The organism is Massilia sp. 05N420, from assembly GCF_056397205.1.
In genome coordinates this window covers 31,379-51,700 of the sequence record NZ_JBFTMX010000017.1, presented here as the reverse complement: position 1 = coordinate 51,700, position 20,322 = coordinate 31,379, and the positions used below count along the sequence as shown (strand labels likewise).

The 20,322-nt window shown below is 66.9% G+C and carries 18 protein-coding genes and 1 tRNA gene; 14 read left to right on the top strand and 5 right to left on the bottom strand.

Translation table 11 applies throughout. From position 1 onward, the window contains the following. Window positions 1-58 precede the first annotated feature (58 nt). From AC1DIX_RS13830 to AC1DIX_RS13815, 4 genes are read left to right on the top strand one after another with little or no spacing between them, the layout of a single operon-like run. A complete protein-coding gene (locus tag AC1DIX_RS13830) occupies window positions 59-478 on the top strand; it encodes a hypothetical protein (RefSeq protein ID WP_477325008.1) in 420 nt (139 codons plus the stop codon). Then, window positions 471-851, top strand: a complete 381-nt coding sequence (locus AC1DIX_RS13825) for a hypothetical protein (RefSeq protein WP_477325006.1) — start codon at window positions 471-473, stop codon at window positions 849-851. Before AC1DIX_RS13830 ends, AC1DIX_RS13825 begins: the two co-directional genes overlap by 8 nt. Window positions 852-859: 8 nt before the next feature. After that, a complete protein-coding gene (locus AC1DIX_RS13820; protein WP_477325004.1) occupies window positions 860-1,039 on the top strand; it encodes a hypothetical protein in 180 nt (59 codons plus the stop codon). Between the two features lie 14 nt (window positions 1,040-1,053). Further along, entirely contained in the window at window positions 1,054-1,323 is a 270-nt protein-coding gene (locus AC1DIX_RS13815; protein ID WP_477325002.1) for a helix-turn-helix transcriptional regulator, read from the top strand. 20 nt (window positions 1,324-1,343) lie between these two features. Here AC1DIX_RS13815 and AC1DIX_RS13810 read toward each other — a convergent pair whose 3' ends face one another. The 3 genes from AC1DIX_RS13810 to AC1DIX_RS13800 form a co-directional block, all read right to left on the bottom strand. Beyond that, window positions 1,344-2,354: a tyrosine-type recombinase/integrase gene (locus tag AC1DIX_RS13810; protein WP_477325000.1), complete on the bottom strand. Its 1,011-nt coding sequence runs from the start codon at window positions 2,352-2,354 to the stop codon at window positions 1,344-1,346. Window positions 2,355-2,533: 179 nt separating this feature from the next. Then, a tRNA-Leu gene (locus AC1DIX_RS13805) sits at window positions 2,534-2,618 on the bottom strand. 73 nt (window positions 2,619-2,691) lie between these two features. Next, window positions 2,692-3,495: a lysostaphin resistance A-like protein gene (locus tag AC1DIX_RS13800; RefSeq protein ID WP_477324998.1), complete on the bottom strand. Its 804-nt coding sequence runs from the start codon at window positions 3,493-3,495 to the stop codon at window positions 2,692-2,694. Window positions 3,496-3,619: 124 nt separating this feature from the next. Between AC1DIX_RS13800 and AC1DIX_RS13795 the strand changes: the two genes are divergently transcribed. From AC1DIX_RS13795 to AC1DIX_RS13750, 10 genes are all read left to right on the top strand, one after another. After that, on the top strand, window positions 3,620-4,405 hold the full coding sequence (locus AC1DIX_RS13795) for a hypothetical protein (protein WP_441933231.1): 786 nt from the start codon (window positions 3,620-3,622) through the stop codon (window positions 4,403-4,405). A gap of 53 nt (window positions 4,406-4,458) precedes the next feature. Then, window positions 4,459-6,735, top strand: a complete 2,277-nt coding sequence (locus AC1DIX_RS13790) for a penicillin acylase family protein (RefSeq protein ID WP_477324996.1) — start codon at window positions 4,459-4,461, stop codon at window positions 6,733-6,735. A 154-nt stretch (window positions 6,736-6,889) separates the two neighbouring features. Continuing rightward, a complete protein-coding gene (locus AC1DIX_RS13785) occupies window positions 6,890-7,513 on the top strand; it encodes a PEP-CTERM sorting domain-containing protein (protein ID WP_477324994.1) in 624 nt (207 codons plus the stop codon). A 120-nt stretch (window positions 7,514-7,633) separates the two neighbouring features. Continuing rightward, window positions 7,634-8,185, top strand: coding sequence for a thymidine kinase (locus tag AC1DIX_RS13780; protein WP_477324992.1), 552 nt, complete (start codon window positions 7,634-7,636; stop codon window positions 8,183-8,185). A gap of 13 nt (window positions 8,186-8,198) precedes the next feature. Beyond that, window positions 8,199-8,708: a hypothetical protein gene (locus tag AC1DIX_RS13775; protein ID WP_477324990.1), complete on the top strand. Its 510-nt coding sequence runs from the start codon at window positions 8,199-8,201 to the stop codon at window positions 8,706-8,708. A 117-nt stretch (window positions 8,709-8,825) separates the two neighbouring features. Then, window positions 8,826-11,114, top strand: coding sequence for a carboxy terminal-processing peptidase (locus AC1DIX_RS13770; protein ID WP_477324988.1), 2,289 nt, complete (start codon window positions 8,826-8,828; stop codon window positions 11,112-11,114). A 189-nt stretch (window positions 11,115-11,303) separates the two neighbouring features. Continuing rightward, window positions 11,304-11,885 carry a PEP-CTERM sorting domain-containing protein gene (locus AC1DIX_RS13765; protein WP_477324986.1) on the top strand — a complete coding sequence of 194 codons (582 nt, stop codon included), beginning with the start codon at window positions 11,304-11,306 and terminating at the stop codon, window positions 11,883-11,885. Between the two features lie 136 nt (window positions 11,886-12,021). Beyond that, the gene (locus AC1DIX_RS13760) at window positions 12,022-13,212 is read left to right on the top strand and encodes an acyl-CoA dehydrogenase family protein (protein WP_477324984.1); all 1,191 of its coding nucleotides are present in this window, start codon (window positions 12,022-12,024) and stop codon (window positions 13,210-13,212) included. Window positions 13,213-13,236: 24 nt separating this feature from the next. Beyond that, a complete protein-coding gene (locus tag AC1DIX_RS13755) occupies window positions 13,237-14,394 on the top strand; it encodes an acyl-CoA dehydrogenase family protein (RefSeq protein WP_477324983.1) in 1,158 nt (385 codons plus the stop codon). Further along, window positions 14,391-14,858: a MaoC family dehydratase gene (locus AC1DIX_RS13750; protein WP_477324982.1), complete on the top strand. Its 468-nt coding sequence runs from the start codon at window positions 14,391-14,393 to the stop codon at window positions 14,856-14,858. The genes AC1DIX_RS13755 and AC1DIX_RS13750 overlap by 4 nt, the downstream gene beginning before the upstream one ends. A gap of 7 nt (window positions 14,859-14,865) precedes the next feature. Here the strand turns inward: AC1DIX_RS13750 and AC1DIX_RS13745 are convergent, their stop codons facing one another. After that, window positions 14,866-15,786, bottom strand: a complete 921-nt coding sequence (locus AC1DIX_RS13745; RefSeq protein ID WP_477324980.1) for a diguanylate cyclase — start codon at window positions 15,784-15,786, stop codon at window positions 14,866-14,868. Further along, window positions 15,783-20,279, bottom strand: coding sequence for a PAS domain-containing protein (locus tag AC1DIX_RS13740; protein ID WP_477324978.1), 4,497 nt, complete (start codon window positions 20,277-20,279; stop codon window positions 15,783-15,785). Before AC1DIX_RS13740 ends, AC1DIX_RS13745 begins: the two co-directional genes overlap by 4 nt. Between the last annotated feature and the right edge of the window lie 43 nt (window positions 20,280-20,322).

Here is a 20,322-nt window from a genome sequence, read left to right as displayed (position 1 = left end):
TAGTTGTAAGAAAGAAAATACTATCACACCGTGCTGAGCAGCCGGTGGAAAGGACAAGATGAGCAATACGACCGACATCCTGCACGAAGCGAAGCGCCTGCGCCTGCTGGCGGCCGCGCTCGAGCTGCAGCATTACACCAGCACCGCGGCGAACGTGGTGCCGATCCCAGGCGGCGAGCGCGTGATTGCGATCGGCACGCCGGCGGAGGTGCGCGCGCTGCTGGCGGACGCCCGCCGTTGCCCGCACTGTGACGGTACCGGCGACGTCCACCGTCCGGACGGAACCTGGGCCGGTACCTGCACGTGCGCAGCAGGCGCGGCAGTGCCGGCAATCGACGCGGCCGCGATCTGTGACAGCGTGGCCGCCAAGAGCAAGTACCACCTGTTTCGGTCGGGCGCCAAGATTTGCGCCGGTGAGATCCGCGCGGCGCTGGCCGGCGTCGACCAGGTCGACAGCGAAGGTGGTCACCATGACTGAGCTCTACTACCTGCAGGACAGCCGGAGCTATGTCGGCAACGACATGCTGTTCTGGGCCGTCGACGGCAAGGGCTACACGACCGATCTGCGCAAGGCCCAGGTCTATACCAAGGACGAGGCCGTGGCCCAGCACCGCAGCCGCGAGACGGATATTCCCTGGCCGAAGGAATACATCGACGCCCGTACCCGGCCCGCTGTGGACATGCAGCATGTGAAGCGCGCGGACGCACTGGCCGGCACCGGGATCGAGCTTACGAAGGCGCGCCCGAAGCGCCCTGACGTCATCAACTGCGGCGGATGCGGCCAGTTCATAGGCGGCACGCAGCGATACCTCGAAAGCTGCCGGACCTGCGGCGCTGATAACCGACCATGAGGATGCAAATGATCGAACGAAAAGCAGACCGGCGCCGCGGCGCGTCATCTTACTTCACCAGCCCGGTGAATGACCGCCGCCGGCCAGCGTACGAGCGCCGCGGTACGGTGCGGGCCACGCCGCCGCCGACCCGTGAGGTGCTGGTGCATGGAGAGCGCCGGGTGCTGCCCAATGCTGGACTGGAATAACGGAGAAAGAAGAGATGAGCGAACAAGAACTGATTCAGCAGATGGCCGCCGCGGTGGCCCAGCACCTGCAGCCGGCTATCCCGGTGAACGTCGACCTGTGGGATGTGGCCACGATCGCGCGCGTCCTGAAGCGGAGCGAGAGCCAGGTGCGAAACCGCCTGATCTGCCTGCCGGACTTTCCGAAGGCGATTCGCCTGCCAGTGGAAGGGGGAGGGCGCGGCAAGCCACTGTACCGAGCCAATGAGGTGCTGGAGTGGACCCGGAAGTACCAGGACCGGCACTGACCGGCCCTGCCGGCGCCGGCTCAATCGAGCCGCGCCGCCATATTCTCGGCACTCTCGTTGTAATAGACCTGCAACTGGCGGAGGTCTCGGTGCCCGACCATTCGCGCCAGGTCCAGCACGCTCAGCTTTTTTGCCAGCCTGGTGATGGCCAGATGGCGCGTATCGTGGAAGGTGGCGTCCGTAATCCCGGCGCGGATCCGGTATTTCCGGAACATGGCGTCAAGTGGCTTCGGCGCTAGGCCAAACACGGACCCGCCTTCGTCAGGCGCTGGAAGGAGCTCGAGCAGCTGCACGGCACGTGTCGACAGCGGCACCTTGCGCTTCGTGCCATTCTTCGTTTCGGTCAGCGTGGCCACGCGGCCGACCACGTCATGCGGCACCAGACCGCAAATCTCACCTGCACGCATCGCTGTCTCGATGGCGAATAGGAAGGCCACCGCGATCCGCTGGGCAACCGTCTCGACCCGCTCTTCGCCCCCAAGATCAAACCCCAGCACAAAGCAGATGCGCTCGATCTCGTCCTCGGTGTACAGTCGGTCGCGCGGTTCCGACTCCTTCGGCCGGCGCACATCGGTGGTGGGGCTGACCGCGATCCACTTCCATTCCTTCGCGGCGATGGCAAAGACATTCGACAGTAGGTTCAGCTCACGGYTGACAGTCGAGCCCGTCATCTTGTCGGTATTGAGGCGGTGGTCACGCCACTTCCCGATCACTTCCGATGTCGCATCAGCGAGCTTCATGTCTCGAAAGGGTTTTCCATCGACTTGCCACTGCCCGATGGCGCCAAGCCTGAGCACTTCGAAGCGATACCCGCGCTTCGTTGCCGAAACCTCTTTTTCGTAACGATCGAAGGCGTCGCCAACGGTGCGGCCACGCTGCACCCCGGTCGTCTTCTCTATCCGGATCTCGGTTTCGCGTTGAGACGCCCAGGCGCTGGCCTCACCCTTCGTCGGGAAGGTGCGCGACTCGCGCACGCCCTGAATCGCCACCTGAACCCGCCATCCGCCCTTTACCTTCGAAAACGACGCCACGTCATCTCTCCATGCTCAACAGTACGCGCGTAATTATCTCGTAAATTACGCGTAATGGCAGCGTGCATTAAGGTGCGAAAAGGTGCTGGAAGCGGATCAAATAACGGGACTGATTTCTCGATAAGTCCCTGATTTGATGCGGAAAGATGGGGGAAGATGTAAAGCGTAAAGCTTTTCTGTGGTGCCGGTGACCGGAATCGAACCGGTACGGGTTGCCCCGGCGGATTTTAAGTCCGCTACGTCTACCAATTTCGTCACACCGGCGTAGTGTGAATAGCCCTTGCAGGCGGGCGCCGAATTCTAGCACAGCCGCTCCCGCCGCGGGGGCGATTCGAAGTCAAACAGGCAAGATCGTCGAACCCGGGCGCGGGCGGCGGCCGGCGGCCAGCATGACCACGCCCAGCATCGCCAGATGCGTCAGCGAGGACAGGGCCGGCCCGAGCAGCGGATCCAGCAGCTCGATGTTCGCGACCCGGTCGCCCAGCTGGCCGGCGAAATTCCAGCCCCAGTGCAGCCCGACCGCGGCCCACAGCGAGCGGCTGTAGTACAAGGCGGCCGCATAGGCGAGGCCGAAGGAGAAGATCCGGCCCAGTTCGAGCGCGCCTTCCTGGAAGCGGTAAATATGATTCAGGGTGAACAGCAGGGCCGAGCAGACGATGAACAGGCGCCGCCGCGACAGCGCGGGAATGGCGCGCATCAGGAAGCCGCGGGTGACGATGTCCTCGGCAATCGAGGGGATGAAGGTTTCGGGCAGCAGGGTCAGCACGGACAGCAATATCGCGCCGGCCGTCAGCCCCGGCGGGAAGGCGATGCTGTAGATGCCGGCGCCACTGCCGACGGCCAGCGCCGTGATCTTGGCCAGCAGCGCCAGCCCGAAGGCCACCACCAGCAGCAGGCCCCAACCCGGCCGCAAGCCCAGGTACCAGGCGCCCAGCCCGGGGTAGCCGAGCCAGCGGCCCACCAGCCAGGCGACCGGCAGGAAGGCGATCATCAGCGCGGCCTGGACCGGGAAGCTGTGCAGGATGTGGCCGCCCAGGCCCTCGGGCAACTGGTAGGCGGTGAACAGCAGCAGGAAGGCGAGCGCTAGACGCCCCTTCGAGGCGGGCGCCGTATGCATGTGGTGGTCGGGCCGGGTCGTCATGGTATTTACGCTGAAAATCATTAAGCTTATGTTAATGATGCCCCGTCGTCAACGCAGTCCTTGCTTTTGAAGAAGCATGCAAGGTGGTAGCATGCGGGTCCAGTTGTTGCTGCAAGGACCAGAATTGAATATCACGATTAACGACGAACTCCGTAGCTACGTCGACCCCCTCACTCCCGCCGAACACGAAGCCCTGGAACGCAGCCTGCTTACCGAAGGATGCCGCGAGGCGCTGATCCTGTGGCGCGACGTGCTGATCGACGGCCATAACCGCTACGCCATCTGCACCCAGCACGAGATCCCGTTCCGGACTGTCCAGAACGACAATTTCGACTCGATCGAAGACGTCAAGCTGTGGATGATCGACAACCAGCTGGCGCGCCGCAGCGTCACCGATTTCCAGCGCGGCCTGATGGCCCTGCGCAAGAAGGAGATCCTGGCCGCGCGCGTGGTGCAGAAGACCGACGACGACCTGCAGACCGAAGCCGACCAGGCCGTCCCGTTCGCGCCGCCGTGGAACACGCGCCAGGAGGTGGCCCGTGCCGCGCGCGTGTCGGCCAACACCATCAGCCAGATCGAGCGCATCCAGAAGACCGCGGCGCCGGAACTGGTGGACGCGGTGCGCAGCGGCGCCATCTCGATCAGCTCCGCCGCCAACGTCGCCTCGCTGCCGAAGGAAGCCCAGGTGGCGGCGGTCGCCGGCGGCAAGAAGGAGCTGCAGCAGGCCGCGCGCCAGGTGCGCGAGCAGAAGAGCGCCGCCAAGCCGAAGAAAGAGGCCGAGTTCGAGACGCCCGAAGACCAGATCAAGGCCCTCAAGGCCCAGGTGGCCGAGCTGAAGGACCGCGTCGCCACCCTGATCGGCGAGAACGATGTGCTGAAGCAGAAGCTGGTGCACCTCGGCGCGGCCTGAGCGCGGGCGGCAAGCATAACGATAACGATAACGACATCCCCAGGAGACCATTGATGCAGACTTCCCGCCTGTTCGCCTCGACCGCCCTGAGCCTGGCCGTGCTGGCTGCCTTGCCGCCGGCCGCGGTTGCCGCCACCGCTGCCACTGCGGCCGCGCCGAAAGCCGCGGTGCAGTCCGCCGCGCAGTCTGTCGCCCAATTCTCGCCCGCCGAACTGGCGCGCCTGAAGAAGGCCGCCCAGCGCGTGACCATCCTGCGCGACAAGTGGGGCATCCCCCACGTGTTCGGCAAGCGTGACGCGGACGCGGTGTTCGGCATGGTGTTCGCCCAGGCCGAGGACGACTTCAACCGGGTCGAACTCAATTACATCAATGCGATGGGACGCCTGGCCGAGGTCGAGGGAGAATCGGCGCTCTGGCGCGACCTGCGCATGAAGCTCTACATCGACCCGGCCGACCTGAAGGCCAAGTATGCGGCCAGCCCGGCCTGGCTGAAGAAGCTGATGAACGGCTGGGCCGATGGCCTGAACTGGTACCTGGCCAGCCATCCCCAGGTGAAGCCGAAGCTGCTGACCCGCTTCGAGCCCTGGATGGCGCTCAGCTTCAGCGAGGGCAGCATCGGCGGCGACATCGAGTCGATCAACCTGAAACAGCTCGAAGCCTTCTATGAAAAGCGGCCGGCGCCCGCGCTTGCCATGTCATTCGCCATGGCCGACCTGGGCAAGGGTTTCGACAAGGAGCCGCAGGGGTCGAACGGCTTCGCGATCGCGCCCCGGCTCAGCGCCGGCAAGCACGCGCTGCTGATGATTAACCCGCACACTTCGTTCTACTTCCGTCCCGAAGTCCACATGGTCAGCGAGGAAGGCCTGAACGCCTACGGCGCCGTGACCTGGGGCCAGTTCTTCATCTACCAGGGCTTCAACGAGCGCCTCGGCTGGATGCACACTTCGGGCGGCGGCGACGTCATCGACGAATACCTGGAAACCGTGGCCGAGCGCGACGGCAAGTTCTACTACAAGTACGGCAACGAAGAACGTCCGATGCGCAGCAGGACCATCGTGCTGCCGTACAGGACCGCGGACGGCATGGCCAGCCGCAGCGTCACCGCCTACTTCACCCACCACGGCCCGGTGATCCGGGAAGAGGGCGGCAAGTGGGTGGCCGTCAGGATGATGGACGATCCGGTGCATGCCCTCGAGCAGTCCTATGGCCGCACCAAGGCGCGCGACTACGCCGCCTTCCTGAAGGTGATGGACCTGCGCACCAACTCCTCGAACAACACCGTGTATGCGGATGCCGACGGCAATATCGCCTACTTCCACGGCAACTTCATCCCGCGCCGCGATCCGCGCTTCGACTGGACCCATCCGGTCGACGGCAGCGATCCGGCCACCGAGTGGAAGGGCCTGCACGAGGTGAAGGAAACCATCACCGTCTTCAATCCGAAGAGCGGCTATATCTCGAACACCAACAACTGGCCCTGCACCGGCTTCGGCGTCAGCAGCCCGGACTGCAAGGCCTACCCGAAATATATGTGGTCGCTGCCGCAGAACGCCCGCGGCGTGCACGCCGAACGCGTGCTGCACGACGCGAAGGACCTGACCCTCGACAGCCTGATCGGCAAGGCCTACGACCCCTACCTGACCGCCTTCGAGCCGCTGGTGCCGGCCCTGGTCAGGGACTGGGACGCGCTGCCGCAGGGCGACGCCCTCAAGGCGCGCCTGGCCGAGCAGGTGGCGCTGCTCCGCGCCTGGGACCTGCGCTGGGCTGTGGACTCGGTCCCGACCTCGCTGGCGGTCTACTGGGGCCAGGACATGGTCAAGCAGGCGGCACAGCGCGCCCGCGCCCAGGAAACCCCGGTGGTCGACTTCATCCAGACCCGCCTGAGCGCCCAGGAACGCCTGGCGTCGCTGGCGCGCGCCTCCGACAAGCTGCAGGCCGATTTCGGCAGCTGGAAGACGCCCTGGGGCGAGATCAACCGCTTCCAGCGCATCAGCGGCGAGGTCGACCAGCACTACGACGACAGCAAGCCCAGCATCCCGGTCGGCTTCAGCTCGGCCAACTGGGGTTCGCTGGCCTCCTTCGGCATGACGGCCAAGCAGACCACCAGGCGCATCTACGGCGACCGCGGCAACAGCTTCGTCGCCGCCGTGGAGTTCGGTCCGCGCCTGCGCGCCAAGAGCATCCTGGCGGGCGGGGAAAGCGGCGATCCGAAGTCGCCGCACTTCAACGACCAGGCCGAGATGTACAGCCGAGGCCAGTTCAAGGACGTCCTCTTCTATAAAGAGGACATCGAGAAACAACTCGAGCGCAAGTATCACCCGGGGCAGTAAGACGTTCTGAGCCGCCCCTGCGCGCACTTTTATGCACCGCAAGGTGGGCGTAAAACGGCTGTTGGCACGATTGCAACATGGCTTGTATTCCTGATATCTACTGATGCCAGCCCAAAGGCTGTCCGATCGATGTCTCGACAACAGGAGTGCAATCGTGCCTACCAAAATGTCTCTGCTGAAACCCTTCTGCGCCGCGGCCTTGCTGTGCGCGGCCGCGGCCGCCCAGGCCGACATCACCGTCTACACCAGCCAGGCCGAGTTCCTGGCCGCGGTGCAGGCGCCCGGCGTCGACACCTACGACGACCTGACGGTCACGCTGTACGGCGAAACCCTGACCCGCAGCGCGGGCGCCTATACGTATAACGCCTACTCGGCCACCGGCCTGTACGGCGCGGGCGGCGACGGCGGCGATTTCTGGCTGTCGAATAACACGCCGATCGCCCCGATCGTGTTCTCCAACTTCAGCGGCGGGGTGAGCGCCTTCGGCGGCAACTTCTTCGCCTCCGACGTCTTCGGCCAGTACACCACGGGCAACCTGATCCTCACGGCCATCGACGGCAGCGCGCTCAGCTATGGACTGGCCGGCGCCGCGACCACCGACTTCCTCGGTTTCGTATCGACCGTGCCGCTGGCGGCGGTCACGATCGCCACCGACGGCGGCGTCGGCGTCTGGCCGACCGCCAACAACGTCGTGCTGGCGGTGCCGGAGCCGGCCACCTACGGCATGCTGCTGGCGGGGCTGGGCCTGGTCGGCCTGATGCGCCGCCGCAGGCGCTGAGCGCTGCGCCTTGGGCGCCGCCCGGACGCCGATTCTGGTGCCGGGCGGTTTTCCATTGGCGGTCCGCTTGCTATAATTTTGCAAGTTAACAAGTCCAGTGGGACACAGGCGGAACGCGCAGTGGCAAAACTCTATTTCAGGTATTCGGCGATGAACGCCGGCAAATCCACCTCGCTGCTGCAGGTGGCCCACAACTACGAAGAGCAGGGCCAGGGAGTCCAGCTGTACACGGCCGCCATCGACAACCGCTACGGCGTCGGCTTGATCACCTCGCGCCTGGGGCCGCAGCGCGAAGTCGGCCTGTTCGACCAGGACACCGATTTCCTTGCCAGCGCCCCGGACGTCGCCTGCGTGCTGGTCGACGAAGCGCAGTTCCTGACCAAGGAGCAGGTGGTGCAGCTGCACCGCCTGGCACAGGTACGCGGCGTGCCGGTGATCTGCTACGGCCTGCGCAGCGATTTCCGCGGCGATCCCTTCCCCGGCTCGGCCTACCTGCTGGCGCTGGCCGACGACATTGAGGAAATCAAGAACATCTGCACCTGCGGCAAGAAGGCGACCATGAATATCCGCGTCGACGCCGAAGGCCGCCGCATCCGCGAAGGCGAGCAGGTCAGCATCGGCGGCAACGAAAGCTACCGCCAGGCCTGCGGGCGTTGCTTCTACAAGGGCTGAGGGAAGCGCCGGGATGGCCGACATCCTGCTCTACCTGGTGCCCTCGCTGGCGCTGGCCTTCCTGATCTGGATGGTGACCTCGCTGCATCCGCTGTTCTTCGTGTTCAGCGCGGTCGGCACCCTGTGCCACGAGCTGGCGCATTTTGCGGTCGGCCTGCTGCTGGGCGCCGACCCGACCGGCTTCTCGATCATCCCGCGCCGCCAGGGACGCACCTGGGAGCTGGGTTCGGTCACCTTCGCCAACCTGCGCTGGTATAACGCGGCCCCGGCCGYGCTGGCACCGCTGCTGGTGCTGCTGGTGCCGCTCGCGGTGGCCTGGTGGCGCACCCGCGGCGCCTGGAGCTTCGGTCCGGCCGACCTGGCCCTGACCCTTCTGCTGGCGCCGCAATTCCTGTCCTTCTGGCCGTCCCCGGTGGACTGGCGGCTGGCCGCGCGCAGCTGGCCCTGGCTGGTGATTATCATGGTGACAGCGATCGCCATGTTCTGGTTCCGACCGAGTCTGTTTCAATTTGTAACAGCCTGAGCTTCGCTGGGAGGCGCAGACTTAAGCTCGGCTGAATATGCGTGCAGGCCGACTCTACGTCGCCCTGGTATCCTGTAGAATTGGTCGCACGAGAGAATCCGCCCGGAGAAACGAACAATGAAGAAGCAGATGTTGATGGTTGCGCTGGCGTTGGCCTTTTCCGCCCACGTCGTCACGGCGCAGCCGGAAAAAGTGCAGGCCAATGCGGCCCAGACCAATGCGGCCCAGACCAACGCGGGCCCGCTGAAGCCGACCGCTGCCCAGACCCAGGCGGCGCTGTGGGCATCGCGCGTGCTGGCGCGCTACCACTACAAGGCGATGCCGCTGGACGACGTGATGTCGGCCAAGATTTACGACAACTACTTCAAGACCCTCGACAGCGAGAAGCTGTATTTCACCCAGGCCGACCTCGACCAGTTCGCGCCGGCCCGCACCAAGTTCGACGACGCCATCAACAACGAAGACCTGACCCTGCCGTTCCAGATCTTCAACGTCTACCAGCAGCGCTTCAGCGACCGCATGGCCTATGCGCGCGAACTGGTCCAGAAGGGCAATTTCGATTTCACCACCAACGAAACCCTGCAGATCGACCGAGAGAAAGCCCCGTGGGCGAAGAACGAGGACGAAGCCCGCGACCTGTGGCGCAAGCGCGTGAAGAACGACTGGCTGCGCCTGAAGCTGGCCGGCAAGGACGACAAGGGCATCCGCGAGACCCTCGACAAGCGCTATGAGGGCTACCAGAACCGCCTCAAGAAGCTGAACAACGAGGACGTGTTCCAGATGTTCATGAACGCCTACGCCACCGCGATCGAGCCGCACACCAACTACCTGGGCCCACGCTCGGCCGAGAACTTCGACATCATGATGCGCCTGTCGCTGGACGGCATCGGCGCCGTGCTGCAGTCGCGCGACGATTACACGGTGATCCGCGAGGTCGTTCCCGGCGGCCCGGCCGACAAGTCCGGCAAGCTGAAGGTCGGCGACCGCATCGTCGGCGTCGCCCAGGGCAATGGCCCGTTCACCGACGTGATGGGTTGGCGCATCGACGACGTGGTGCAGCTGGTGCGCGGCGAACGCAACTCCACCGTGCGCCTTGACGTGCTGCCGGCCGACGCCGGCCAGGACGGCAAGCACGTCACGATCCCGCTGGTGCGCCAGAAGATCAGCATGGAAGAACAGTCGGCCAAGAAGCAGATCATCGAAGTGAAAGAAAACGGCGTCAAGCGCCGCATCGGCATCGTCTCGCTGCCGACCTTCTACCAGGACTTCGAGGCCCGCCGCAAGGGCGACAAGGACTTCAAGAGCGCAACCCGCGACGTCCAGCGCATCCTGGGCGAACTCAAGAAAGAGAAGGTCGACAACGTCCTGATCGACCTGCGCAACAACGGCGGCGGCTCGCTGATCGAGGCGGTCGAACTGACCGGCCTGTTCATCGACAAGGGTCCGGTGGTGCAGCAGCGCACCGCCGAGGGTCGCATCGACGTCGAGAGCGACACGAATGCCGGCCTGGCCTGGGACGGTCCGATGGGCGTGCTGATCAACCGCGGTTCGGCCTCGGCGTCCGAGATTTTCGCCGCCGCGATCCAGGATTACGGCCGCGGCATCGTGATCGGCGAGCCCAGCTTCGGCAAGGGCACGGTCCAGACCCTGATCAACCTCGACCGCTTCTCGCAGAACGACAAGATGAAGTACGGCGAGCTGAAGATGACCATCGCCCAGTTCTTCCGTATCAACGGCGGCACCACCCAGCTGCGCGGCGTGACGCCGGACATCAAGCTGCCGGTGACCTCCGACGCCGAGAACTTCGGCGAGTCGTCCTACGACAATGCGCTGCCCTGGGTGCAGATCAAGCCGGCAACCTACCTGCCTGCCGGCGACCTGAAGGAACTGATCACGCCGCTGCAGAAGCGCCACGATGCCCGGGTCGCCAAGGACAAGGAATTCCGCGATATCGAGCAGGACATCGCAGAAGCCCTGAAGCTGCGCAAGGATAACGTCATCTCGCTGAACGAAGCGGTGCGCCGCAAGGAACGCGAGAACCAGGAAGCCAAGGCCCGCCTGCGCGAATCGCGCTTGGCGGACGCCCAGGATCCGGGCAAGGCCGACGAGCCGGTGGCCGGTCCGGGCAGCAAGGAGCAGCGCGCCAAGGCGCCGAACCCGACCGCGCCGAAGAAGAGCAATGTGGTGCTGAAGGGCGCGCCGCGTGCCGACGACGGCCTGCAGGGCGACGAGCGCAGCCTGGCGGCGGAAATCGCCGCCGAGAAGGCCGCCAAGAATGCCAAGGACGTCTACCTGCAGGAAGCCGCCCATATCCTGGCCGACGAGGCCGGCATGCTGAAGGCCGATACGCGGATGGCATCGCGCACCATGCCATACATGTCAGGATTGAAACAAAACGGCAACTGAGTCGTTATTGATAAGGTAATATCTGATTTTGCTGTCGGACTACTCCGACAAGGCCCAAAAAACAGGCTGTTCCCTAGGGAGCAGCCTTTTTTTATGCGTTTCAATTGAAATTTGCCCTTCTTGCATTCGTGTTATGGTTACTCAGCAATTGTAGTAATCATAATTTTAACATTCAGTAAGGAGCGCGAAATGACAATACGTTATCTCATCGGAGCGGCGTTGATGGCAGGTGCCTGCGTGGCTCATGCGGACGTCATCCCTGCATCGGGCAGCAACGCCTCGGTCCAGGCCCTGTACCAAAAGGTCAGCGCCAGCGTCGGCAGCGATATGAAGGTGTCCCTGCGGCAGGGAAGCGACGGTGTCTATGTGACCGGCCTGAGCATCGCCAAGGCGGCGGCCTTGGCAGGCGACGGCATGTCGGTGATCGCAACCCCGGACGGGTTCAAGATCGTCGACAACTCGCACACTGCCGGCGCAGGCAATTCCACCATCGGCGGCGGTGCCGAGAGCGGCATCCCCGCCCCGAACACCGGCCTGCCGACCGAATCCGGCGCCAATACCGGCACCGACAAGCTGACCGGCAACGGCAACACCCCGACCCAAGGTGGCATCGGCGGTAACACCGACATCAGCATCGGCATCGGTAACGGTAACGGTAATGGCAGCGGCAACCTGGCCGACGCCACCGACCTGCCGGAACCGTCGACCGTCGCGCTGATGCTCGCCGGCCTGCTGGGCGTCGCCGGTCTCGGCCGTCGTCGCGCGCGCTGATCCAGGAGCGCAGGCAACACCTCTCCAGCGGGCTGCGGCCCGCTTTTTTTCGTCCAAACGGCTGAGTAAATTCGGGTACAATCTTTGGAACGATCGTGCTTTTTTGGCGCGCCGCAAAGAACAACGAGGAGACCCCATGGACCTGAATTACACGAGCGAAGACCTGGCCTTCCGCGACCAGATACGCGCCTTCCTGGAGGCGGAGCTGCCGTCCGACCTGCAGCACAAGGTGCTCAACCGCCTGCGGCTCGGCAAGGACGACTACGTCCGCTGGCACAAGATCCTGGCGCGCCAGGGTTGGGTGGCGCCGGGCTGGCCGAAGGAATACGGCGGTCCCGGCTGGACGCCGGCGCAGCGCCACATCTTCGAGGAAGAATGCGCGCGCGCCGGCACGCCGCAAATCATGCCCTTCGGCGTGAACATGGTGGCGCCGGTGATCATGGCTTTCGGCAGCCAGGCGCAGAAGGACACCTACCTCCCGCGCATCCTGTCCTGCGAGGACTGGTGGTGCCAGGGCTATTCCGAACCGGGCGCCGGCTCCGACCTGGCGTCGCTGAAGACCACCGCCGTGCGCGAGGGCGACGAATACATCGTCAACGGCCAGAAGACCTGGACCACGCTGGCCCAGCACGCCGACATGATCTTCTGTCTGGTGCGCACCGATCCGGGTGTGCGCAAGCAGGAGGGCATCTCCTTCCTCCTGATCGACATGCACAGCCCCGGCATCACCGTGCGGCCCATCATCATGCTGGACGAGGACCACGAGGTGAATGAGGTCTTCTTCGACAACGTGCGGGTGCCGGCGGCCAATCTGGTCGGCCAGGAGAACCGTGGCTGGACCTACGCCAAATACCTGCTGGGCCACGAGCGCACCGGCATCGCCGCCGTCGGCCGCTCCAAGCGCGAGCTGGCGCGCCTGAAGCGCCTGGCCGGCCGCGAGCAGAAGAACGGCCGTCCGCTGATCGAGGATCCGCTGTTCGGCGCCAGGGTGGCCGAGCTCGAAATCGAACTGATGGCGCTCGAAACCACCGTGCTGCGCGTGCTGGCGCAAGCGGACAAGGCGCCGGGACCGGAAGCCTCGGTGCTGAAGGTGCGCGGCACCGAGATCCAGCAGCGCCTCACGGAACTGATGGTCGAAGCCGCCGGCCCGATGGCCTTGCCCTTCGATGAAGCCTACCTGGAGGGCGAGCGCGAACACAGCGTCTTCGACGACGATTTCGCCGCGCCGCTGCTGTCCCACTACTTCAACTATCGCAAGACCTCGATCTACGGCGGGTCGAACGAGATCCAACGCAACATCATCTCCCAGATGATCCTGGGCCTGTAAGGAACGCTTGTAAGGAAAATGAGCATGGACTTCGCATTCAAGGAAGAGCAGCTGCAACTGGCCGACGCCCTCAAGCGCTGGATCGCGCGCGATTACGGCGTCGAGGCGCGCCGCGAGATCGTGCGCTCGCCCGCCGGCACCTCGGAACAGGCCTGGGCCACGATGGCCGAGCTGGGCCTTACCGCGCTGCCGGTGCCGGAAGAGCAGGGCGGTTTTTCAGGCGACGCCGTCGACATGTTCGTCGTGATGCAGGAGCTGGGCCGCGGGCTGGTGGTCGAACCCTATTTCGCCACCGTGCTGGGCGCCGAATTCCTGCGCCTGGGCGGCGGCCACGGGGCCCTGCTGGAACGGATCGCGGCGGGCGAACTGAAGCTGGCCTGCGCGCTGGGCGAACGCCAGTCGCGCCACGACATGCGCGACATTGCGACCCGCGCCGAACGCGACGGCGGGGGCTGGCGCCTCAGCGGCGAGAAGAAAGTGGTGCTGCACGGCGCCCAGGCCGGGATGCTGGTCGTGTCCGCACGCAGCGGCGGCGGGCAGCGCGGCGAGGACGGCATCGCCCTGTTCGCGGTACCGGCCGATGCCGAAGGCGTGCACGTCACCGAATACCGCATGCTGGACGGGCAGCGCGCCGCCGACGTCCGCCTGGACGGCGTGCGGGTCGACGCCGCGGCCGCGATCGGCCAGCCCGGCGCCGGCTGGCCGCTGCTCGAAGCGGCCCTCGACTACGGCGCCGGCCTGCTGTGCGCGGAAGCCGTGGGCGCGATGGACGCGCTGTTCGCCGCCACCCTCGAGTACCTGAAGACGCGCCAGCAGTTCGGGGTCCCGATCGGCAAGTTCCAGGCCCTGCAGCACCGCATGGCCGACATGTACATCCACCTCGAGCAGGCCCGTTCGATGGCGTTGCTGGCGGCCGTGCGCCTGCGCGGCGGCGAAGCGGCCGCGCGCCGGCAGGCGGTGTCGGCAGCCAAGTACCGGGTCGGCCAGGCGGCGCGCTTCGTCGGCCAGCAGGCGGTCCAGCTGCACGGCGGCATGGGCGTCACCGACGAACTGCCGGCGGCCCATTACTTCAAGCGCCTGAGCACGATCGAACTGACGCTGGGCGATTCGGACCACCACCTGGCGCGCTTCATGGCGCAGCCGGATTTCACCGGCCAGGCGGCGGCAGCGGAGGCGCCATGAGTGCCGAAAACAGCATCGACTGGTATTTCGAAGACTTCTTCCCGGGCCAGGACATCGACCTCGGCACCCGTGCCGTGACCGAAGAGGAGATCATCGCCTTCGCCTCGGCCTACGATCCGCAGCCCTTCCACGTCGACAGGGAAGCGGCCTCGCACTCCATCTACGGCGGCGTGATCGCCAGCGGCTGGCATACCTGCGGCATGATGATGCGGATGGTGGTCGACGGCCTGCTGGCGAAGTCCACCAGCATGGGTTCGCCGGGCCTCGACAGCGTGCGCTGGCTGGCGCCGGTACGCGCCGGCGACACGCTGAACGTGCACTACCAGACCGCCCGGGTCAAGGCCTCGAACACGAAGCCGGACCGCGGCGTGGTGTGGTCGAAGTGGGTCGCGATCAACCAGCACGGCGAGACCGTCTGCACGGTCGAGGGCATGGGCATGTTCAAACGGCGTCCGGCCGCCTGAGGCCCCGTCAGCCGGCGCTGGTCCGGTACTGGTTGCGGCCGCCGGCCTTGGCCTGGTAGAGCAGGGCGTCCGCCACCTGGACCAGGTCGGCGGGCCTGCTGTGCTCGCCCGGAACCATCGACGAGATGCCGATGCTGACCGTCAGGCGCGCGCTGGTGGGCGAGGCCGCGTGCGGCAGGTCCAGCACCTCCAGCTCGTGCATCAGGCGCCGCGCGACGCCGGTGGCGCCCAGTTCGTCGAGCTGGGGCAGCAGGATCGCGAATTCCTCGCCGCCGTAGCGCGCCACCAGGTCCTGGGTGCGGCCGGCGGCGCGCCGCATCGCGCCGGCCACCTGCACCAGGGTGGCGTCGCCGGCCGGATGGCCGTAATGGTCGTTGTAGAGCTTGAAGTGGTCGATGTCGACCAGCAGCAGCGACACCGCCAGCTGCGCGCGGCCGCAGCGCCGCCATTCCGTCTCCAGGCGCTCGTCGAAGGCGCGGCGGTTCGCGACCCCGGTCAGGGCGTCGGTCAGGATCAGTTCGCGCAGGGCATCGCGCTGGCGCTTGACGGTAAGCTGGGTGCGTACCCGCGCGCGCACCACGGCGGCGTTGACCGGCTTGCTGATGAAATCGGCGGCGCCGGCGCCCAGGGCGCGGGTCTCGTCCTCCGGCGACTTGAGGGCGGTGACGAAGATCACCGGGATGTCGCTGGTCTCGGGCGCGGCGAACAGTTCGCGGCACAGGGCATAGCCGTCCATGCCGGGCATGACGGCGTCCAGCAGGATCAGGTCGGGATGCTGGGTGCGGGCGATCTCGAGCGCGCGCGGACCGTCCATCGCGAACAGCACCTCGTGCTCGTCCTGCAGGGCGGCGTGCAGGATCTGGATGTTTTCCATCGCGTCGTCGACCACCAGGATGCGACCGTTGATGGCCATGTCGGTCCAGCTCATGCATCCTCCTCCTTGATCCTCAGTGTCCCTGCCAGTTGCTCCACCAGCGCGGCCGCGGTTTCGAAGCGCAGTGTGGCCACCGCCTCCGACAGCGCCGGCAGGGCCTGCGGCGCCAGCCGTGCGAGGGCCGGGCGCAGCGACTCGAACTGCGCCATCGCCTTCATGTTGTTATTTTGTAGCAAATCGCGTAAATGCGCCAACTCGTCCTGGACGGTCGGCCGTTCCAGGCCGGCGTCGGCAATGCCGGCCTGCGGCGGCGCGGCGGACGCCTCGGCCGGCAGCTCGCGCGCGGCTTCCAGCACGGTCGTCATCGCGCCTTCCAGCCGCGCCAGGCGCAGTGCCAGCGCAGCCTCGTCCTCGAAGCGCAGTGCCTGTTCGAGGTCGAGCGCGCGGCTGGCCAGTTCGGTGGCGCCGAGGTTGGCCGCGACCCCGCGCAGGCGGTGGATCAGCTGGCCGGCGCGGACCCGGTCTCCGGCGGCCAGCAGGGCGCGCACCTCGCCGATCACGGGGCCCTGCGAGCTTTCGAAGCGCCGGAACACGGCGGCAAAGCTCGCAAAGCTGCCGCCGAAGCGCGGCAGGGCGGCCTTCAGGTCGATGCCGGCCAGCAGGCCCGGCAACATCACCGGCGCCGCGCCGACCGGGTCCGCCTGGCCGTCCTCGCCGCGGCCGGTGCGGCGCCGCAAGACCTGCACCAGTTCGTCGACGTCGATCGGCTTGGCCAGGTAGCCGTCCATGCCGGCCTCCAGGGCGCGGCGCCGGTCTTCCTCCATGGCGTTGGCGGTCATCGCCAGGACCGGCAGCGTTCCATAACCCATGGCGCGGATCGCGCGCGCGGCCTCGAAACCGTCCATCACCGGCATCTGCAGGTCCATCAACACGGCGTCGTAGTGGCGGCTGCCGTCGGCCAGCACGCTGATCGCCTGCTGGCCGTTGCCGGCGAAGTCGGCCTCGGCGCCGGCGTGCTGGAGCACAAAACTGGCCACTTCCTGGTTCAGCAGGTTGTCCTCGGCCACCAGCACGCGCAGTCCGCTCAGGCGGCCGACCAGCGATGGCGCCGCCGGCCCTGTCTCGCCCGCCGCGCGGCCGTCACGCAGCTCGGCCAGCGCGTCCTCCAGCGTGGCCGGGGTGAAGGGCTTGCCGAGCACGGCGTCGACTTTCAGGTCGGCCGTCAGCGCATCCAGGCGCTCGCGCTCGGGATCGGCCGCCAGCAGGGCGCAGCGCGGCATCGCGAGCGCGCCGTCGCTGCGCGCGAAAGCCAGCACCGAGGCGCCGTCGAGGTCGGGCATCGCGCTGTCGATGAAGGCCAGGTCGAAGCGGCGCGTACCGCGCAGCAGGGCCAGGGCCTCGGCGCCGGTGGCCGCGCGTTCGACGTCCCAGCCGCGGCCTTCGAGGGCTTGCGCCAGCGCTTCGCGGCTGCTGGCGTTGTCGTCGGCCACCAGCACGCTCCTGGCATCGCCGGGCGCCGCCAGCGCTGGCGCCGCGCCGCCGTCCAGCCCGAACCAGGCGGAGAAGCGGAACCGGGCTCCCTTGCCGGGCACGCTGTCCACGCGCAGGTCGCCGCCCATCAGCTCCACCAGGCGGCGGCTGATCGCCAGTCCCAGGCCGGTGCCGCCGTACTTGCGGCTGGTCGAGCTGTCGGCCTGCGAGAAGGCTTCGAACATGCGCTGCTGCTGCTCCGGCGCGATGCCGATGCCGGTGTCGCGCACCTCGAAGGCCAGTTCGGCCCGGCCGTCGCTGCTGTCGGCCAGCCCGATCGACAGCACGACCTCGCCGCGTTCGGTGAACTTGATCGCATTGCCGACCAGGTTCAGTAGCACCTGCTGCAGGCGCATCGGATCGCCCACCAGGCGCGGCGGCACGTCCGGCGCCACCGCGAACACCGGCTCGATGCCCTTGTGCCAGGCGGCGGCGGTGCCCAGCACGGCGACGCTGGCCAGCACCTCGTCGAGGCGGAAGCCGGTGCGTTCCAGCACCAGCTGGCCGGCTTCGACCTTCGAGTAATCGAGCACGTCGTTCAGCATCGACAGCAGCGACCTCGCCGCCATCTGCATCCGCGTCACGTAGGCGCGCTCGCGCCGTTCCAGCTTCGCCTCTTCGAGCAGGCGTGCCAGGCCGATGATGGCGTTCATCGGCGTGCGGATCTCGTGGCTCATATTCGCCAGGAACTGGCCCTTGGCGCTGCTGGCCGCTTCGGCGGCGTGCAGGGCGTCCTCGAGGCGCGACTGGGTGCGTTTCAGCTCGGTCACGTCCGAGTGCAGCATGTAGAAGCCGCGCACCTGGCCGGCATCGTCGAAGTCCGGGATATAGCTGCCCCAGGCCTGGATCGGCTCGGCGCCATCCCGGCGCTGCAGCTGGCGCTCGAAGAACTGCGGCTCGCCGGCCAGCACCCGGTCCAGGTAGGGCCGGACCTGGGCCATCTGGGCATCGTCCAGCAGCTCCTGGGCCGTATGGCCGATCACCTCGGCGGCCGGGCGGCCCAGCCATTCGAGATAGGGGCGGTTGGCGAACTGGCAGCGCAGCTGGGCGTCCCAGTAGCCGACCAGCGCCGGCAGGTGGTCGGTCACGGTGCGGATCATGCGTTCGTTCTGCTCGATACGCTGGCTGGCGGCGCGCAGGGCGGCGTCGGTCTGGACGCGCGCCGTGATGTCGCGCACGGTACCGTGCACGATGCCCTTGCCGCCGATCTCGACGCTGTTGAGCAGTACGTCGGCATGGAACAGGGTGCCGTCGCGGCGCATGTGGATCCACTCGAACTGGCAAAAGCCGGTGTCGATCGCGCGCCGCATGTATTCGTGGGCGAGCTGCTCGGAGCGGCGGCCGTCCGGCTGGAATTCGGGCGAGACGCTGGCCGGCGACAGCTGCAGCAGCTCGGCCAGATCGGCACAGCCGTACAGCTCCACCGCGGCCCGGTTGGCGCTCAGGTAGCCGGCRCCGAGGGCCACCAGCACGTGGGCGTCGGCGGCGCCTTCGAACAGGGCGCGGAACAGGGCCTCGTTGTCGCGGTTGCGTTCTTCCTGGCGTTTGCGCTCGGTGATGTCGAGCACCACCGCATTGATGCCGACCATCTCGCCGTCGGCATCGTAGACCGGATAGTAGCTGGAGATCCAGTGCCGCATCACGCCCGGTTCGGCCGGCGGCTCGCCGCTGTCCTCGACGTCGATCAGCGGACGCTTGCTGGCCAGGACCTGGCGGTAATGCGCCTCGATCGCCACCCCGCGCTCGCCGAACAGTTCCGGCAGGGTGCGGCCGATATGGGACGCGATCGGGATCCCGTTCACCGCCGCCAGGTAGTCGTTGATCATGATGATGCGCAGGCCGCGGTCGAGGAAGGCCAGGCCCACCGGCGCGCTGGCGTAGACGTTGGCCAGCAGGGCGCTGGAGCGCTGCAGCTCGCTGGTCCGGGCCGCCACCAGGGCTTCCAGGCCCTGGCGGTATTGCAGCAGGTCGCCCTCGACCTTGCGCAGCGCGCGCGCCACCGTGGCCGCTTCCTGGGTTCGCAGCACAGGAATGTGGAGCGCGCGGCCGCGTCCGAGATCGGCCGCCGGTTCCGTCAGGGCGCGGACGTCGCGCGCGATCGAGCCGCCGATGCCCCAGGCCAGCAGCAGGCTGATCGCCATCAGGAAGCCGATGCCGGCCAGGGTCGCGCCGGGCGAACGGCCCAGCAGGTCACGCGCAGCGTCGCGCGGAAAACCGATGGTGACGGTCCAGCCGTGCAGGGGCGTGCCGGCGTAGGCGGCGTTGAAGATTCCCTGTCCCGGGCGCGACAGGGTCACGTTGCCGCTCGGGCTGCGCAGCAGGGCATCGCGCAGCTCGGGTGGAATCGGCGAACCGATCCCGCGCACCGCCTCGCCGCTGCGCGCCACCATCCGGCCGTGGTTGTCGTAGACGTAGGCATCCCAGCCCACGGGCAGCTGCTGGCCGGCCAGCAGTCCGACGATGCGGCGCGGGCGCTGCTCGACCGATAGCGCATACGCCACCTTGCCGTCGCGCCAGACCGGCACCGCGATCGAGATCACCCAGGGCTGGGTGGCGTTACCGCGGTGCAGGCCGGATGTGACCGCATCGCCGGTCTCGAACACGCGCCGGACGTCGGCTTCGTTGCCGCTGGTGGTCAGCGGCGTGCCCCAGGGATGGCGGGTGTCGAGCAGGTCGCGGCCGTCGGCGCCGCTCAGCACGAAGGCGTAGACGGGGAATTCCGGCCGCAGCAGGCGGCGCGCGACGGCATGGAAGGTGGCGAGGTCGCCGGCCGCCAGGCTGGGCTGGTTGGCGAGGGCGCGCGCGGCGGTCTCGCCGCTGTCGAGGTCGCGGTCGACGGCCGCCGCCAGGGCGCGCGCGATCATCTGCGCATCCTGGACCACGTGCTGRGCCTCGCGGCGGTCGGCATCGCGCGCGAAGGTGAAGTAGCCGAGCAGGATCGGCAGCGCGCAGGCGAATACCAGCGTGATCAGCCGTGAGCGGATCGAAGGAAGAAAACGTCGTTGAAACAGCTGCACCGCAAACCCCGCCCGCTACGCGGAGCCCATGCGCCGCCATGAA